The 2,878-nt window shown below is 69.2% G+C and carries 4 protein-coding genes and 1 pseudogene; 3 read left to right on the top strand and 2 right to left on the bottom strand.

Annotated features, from left to right (window positions below; translation table 11 throughout):
• Positions 1-1,048, top strand: a 1,048-nt coding sequence (locus AC1D2K_RS32905; protein ID WP_478094401.1) for a SulP family inorganic anion transporter, incomplete at its 5' end; no start/stop codon positions are given.
• Positions 1,049-1,052: 4 nt separating this feature from the next.
• On the opposite strand, the gene AC1D2K_RS32900 is transcribed toward AC1D2K_RS32905, so the two are convergent.
• Positions 1,053-1,526: an outer membrane protein assembly factor BamE gene (locus AC1D2K_RS32900; protein WP_478094403.1), complete on the bottom strand. Its 474-nt coding sequence runs from the start codon at positions 1,524-1,526 to the stop codon at positions 1,053-1,055.
• 27 nt (positions 1,527-1,553) lie between these two features.
• Positions 1,554-2,225 carry a hypothetical protein gene (locus AC1D2K_RS32895; protein WP_478094399.1) on the bottom strand — a complete coding sequence of 224 codons (672 nt, stop codon included), beginning with the start codon at positions 2,223-2,225 and terminating at the stop codon, positions 1,554-1,556.
• Positions 2,226-2,332: 107 nt separating this feature from the next.
• Here AC1D2K_RS32895 and AC1D2K_RS32890 point away from each other — a divergent pair, with 107 nt between their 5' ends.
• Both AC1D2K_RS32890 and AC1D2K_RS32885 read left to right on the top strand, forming a co-directional pair.
• Positions 2,333-2,539 (top strand): DUF3460 family protein, encoded by a 207-nt coding sequence (locus AC1D2K_RS32890; RefSeq protein WP_442285461.1) that lies wholly within the window; start codon positions 2,333-2,335, stop codon positions 2,537-2,539.
• Positions 2,540-2,632: 93 nt separating this feature from the next.
• Positions 2,633-2,878 (top strand): annotated as a pseudogene (locus AC1D2K_RS32885) (segregation/condensation protein A); the annotation flags it as partial.

The following is a 2,878-nucleotide window of genomic DNA, read 5'->3' as shown; positions in this document are numbered from 1 at the left end:
CGGCCGGGCGGTGCATCGGGTGCTGGGCCGCGCGGCGCGGTCGCGCGCCGCGCAGGCCGGCTCGCGCATGCCGGGGCCGATCGTCGCGCTGGTCACGCTGACGCTGGTGTCCTGGGGCTTCAGCCTGCCGGTGGAGACCATCGGCACGCGCTTCGGCGGCATCCCCGGCGGCCTGCCCGCCTTCGCGCTGCCCACGTTCTCGTGGGAGACGGTCAAACAGCTCGTGACCCCGACCCTCACCATCGCCGCGCTGGGCGCCATCGAATCGCTGCTGTGCGCCCGCGTGGCCGACCAGATCGGCGGGCTGCCGCGCCACGATCCCAACCAGGAGCTGATGGCGCAGGGCATCGCCAATGCCGTCGCCCCCTTCTTCGGCGGCATGCCGGCCACCGGCACCATTGCCCGCACCGTGACCAACCTGCGCGCCGGCGCCAACTCGCCGATCGCCGGCATCGTGCATGCGTTGACGCTGCTGGTCGTGGTGCTGCTGGGGGCGCCGCTGGCCCGGCACGTACCGCTGGCGGTGCTGGCGGGCATCCTGGTCTTCGTGGCCTGGAACATGGGCGAGTGGCGCGAGTTCTCCCCGCACAGGCTGCGCCTCTTCAGCCGCCACTACCGGCTGCTGATGCTGGGCACCTTCTTCCTCACGGTGGTGTTCGACCTCACGGTCGCGGTGCAGGCGGGCATCGTGCTGGCGTGCGCACTGTTCGTGACGCGCATGAGCCAGCTTTTCAGCGTCGAACTGGTGGCGCTCGAGCCGCCCGTGCTGACCTTCAAGCTGCAGGGCGCGCTGTTCTTCGGCGCCGCCGCCAAGCTCGATCCCGCCGTGACCGCGGTCGAGCGTGCACCGCGCGGCATGACGGTGGTGCTCGATGCGATGCAACTGTTCTTGATCGACGCCACCGGGCTCGACGCGTTGCGGCAACTGCACAAGGCGGTGCGGGAGCGCGGCGGTGTGCTGCGGGTCGAATCGCTGCAGGCGCAGCCGCTCGAGGCGTTCGAGCGCTCGGGATTTGCGGCGGACCTTGCGGCCCAGCCCGGCAACTGAACGCTCAAGGCACTTCGGTGTCGCGGTCCGGCGAAGAGCCCGCGCTGCTCACACGCTGGTCGTCATCCAGCGTGGCGGTGAACACCATCGGCGAATTCGGCGGCTGCATCCAGCGCCATTCCCAGGCGGTCTCGTTCTTGAGCGGATAGGGTGTGCGCCTGGCCGGCTTGCCCAGCAACCGGCGCAGGTCTTCCATCGCCATGCCCGGCTTCACCTTGGCGAAGTTCGCGGGCGTGAGCACCTGGCGCAAGGCCGTCATCCGGCCTTCGGGCCCGATCGTGATCATGTAGTTCTTCTGACCCTGCGGCTGGCGGTTGTACTCGAACACCCGGCCCTCGGGCGCATCCCAGATGTTCTCGGGCTGGCCGAAGCGTGCGCGCACGTCGGCCTCGGTCGCCACGCCCTCCTCCAGCTCCGCGATGCGCTGCGGGTCGCAGCCCACGAGGGACAGCACCGCGGCCAGCCAGCCCACTGCGATCCGCGCCCGGTTTCGTCGCCGCACCGCTCAGTTCTGCGCGAAGCAGTAGAGCAGGCCTGCGCCGCCGGTGCTCTTGAGCGCATCCAGGCTGCAGCCCCGGGTCGCATGCGAGGAGTTCCACGACGTCGACGCCGGAGGGGCGTTCGTGCCCATGCGGTTGTGATGGCCGACGATGGCCGAGCCGTCGCCGCTCTGGGTCCAGTTGCCGCAGGTCGTGTCCTTGCCATCGCTCGCCGCGCGGCCGTCGGGCGACGAGCCGGTCAGGATGTCATGCTGGTTGACGGGGTCTCCGCTCGCACTGACGACTTCGCCTTTTTCGGTCAGCGCCGTCTGCTTGTTGATCTTGTTGTCGCCATGCAGTTCTTCGATGTTGCTGGCGATCGGTTCGCCCTTGACGTTGTACCAGGGCCCGCTGCCGATCCGGTCGCGCGCATTCACGGCCGGGCTGGTCCCCGTCGCGGTGCTGCTGAGGTAGGCGCGCCAGGTGCGCCCGCCGGCGCCGACACTGGCTGCCAGGCTCTGGCAGTAGCGGTCGGCACCCGCCAGGCCGCCGAAGTCGGCACCCTTGCCCGGATTCACGCTGGTGACGAAGAAGCTCATCTTGCTCTGCGGCGTGGCGGGCCCGCTGCTGCTGCAGGCCCCCACCAGCAAGGCGGCGGCTGCGGTCGCGGCGAGAACCATCGAATATCGGCGCTTCATAAGCGTTTCTCCTGGGTTTGGGATCGGAGCCGCCACGCTAGCGCATGCCGACAACGGCTTCAAGGCGGATTCCACCCGGTAAAATCCGCGCCAAAGGTCCCAATGCAATGTCCATCTTCGCCCGCCCCCACTACACGTCCGAAATCACCAACTTCATCGAACAGATGAAGGAGCGGAAGCCGACGCTGGAGGCCGAACAGCGCGCCGGCCGTGCCCTGCTGTGGGACAAGCACCTCGACCGCGGCCTGCTCGAGGAGTACAGCGAGGCCAATGTGCCGCAGCAGCCCTACGTCTACCAGACCCGCGTCAAGTAAGTGACCATCCGCGCCGTTCCGGGTTCCGGCGCCCGCCGCCAGGGCGAGGGCGGCGCGTCGGGCAAAGGCGTCCGTTCGGCGCCGGACGAGGTCATCGCGGACGACGGCGCCGTCGTGGTCGCCGCGATGCCCGACGTCATCGACCAGGTCGCGCTGGCGCGGCTCTATGGCGAGCCGCTGTTCGCGCTGCCGAATGACCTCTACATCCCGCCCGAGGCGCTGCAGGTCTTCCTCGAGGCCTTCGAGGGCCCGCTCGACCTGCTGCTCTACCTGATCCGCAAGCAGAACTTCAACATCCTCGACATCCCGATGGCCGGGCTGACGCGGCAGTACCTGAGC

Source organism: Variovorax sp. P1_H12_2 (genome assembly GCF_056405335.1).
Note: the sequence above shows the minus strand (reverse complement) of the source record. Positions and strands in the feature narration are given on the sequence as shown.

Bases quoted from the DNA above. Each gene is read 5' to 3' on its own strand.
- AC1D2K_RS32895 (WP_478094399.1), bottom strand. From the start codon at position 2,225: ATGAAGCGCCGATATTCGATGGTTCTCGCCGCGACCGCAGCCGCCGCC.
- AC1D2K_RS32890 (WP_442285461.1), top strand. From the start codon at position 2,333: ATGTCCATCTTCGCCCGCCCCCACTACACGTCCGAAATCACCAACTTC.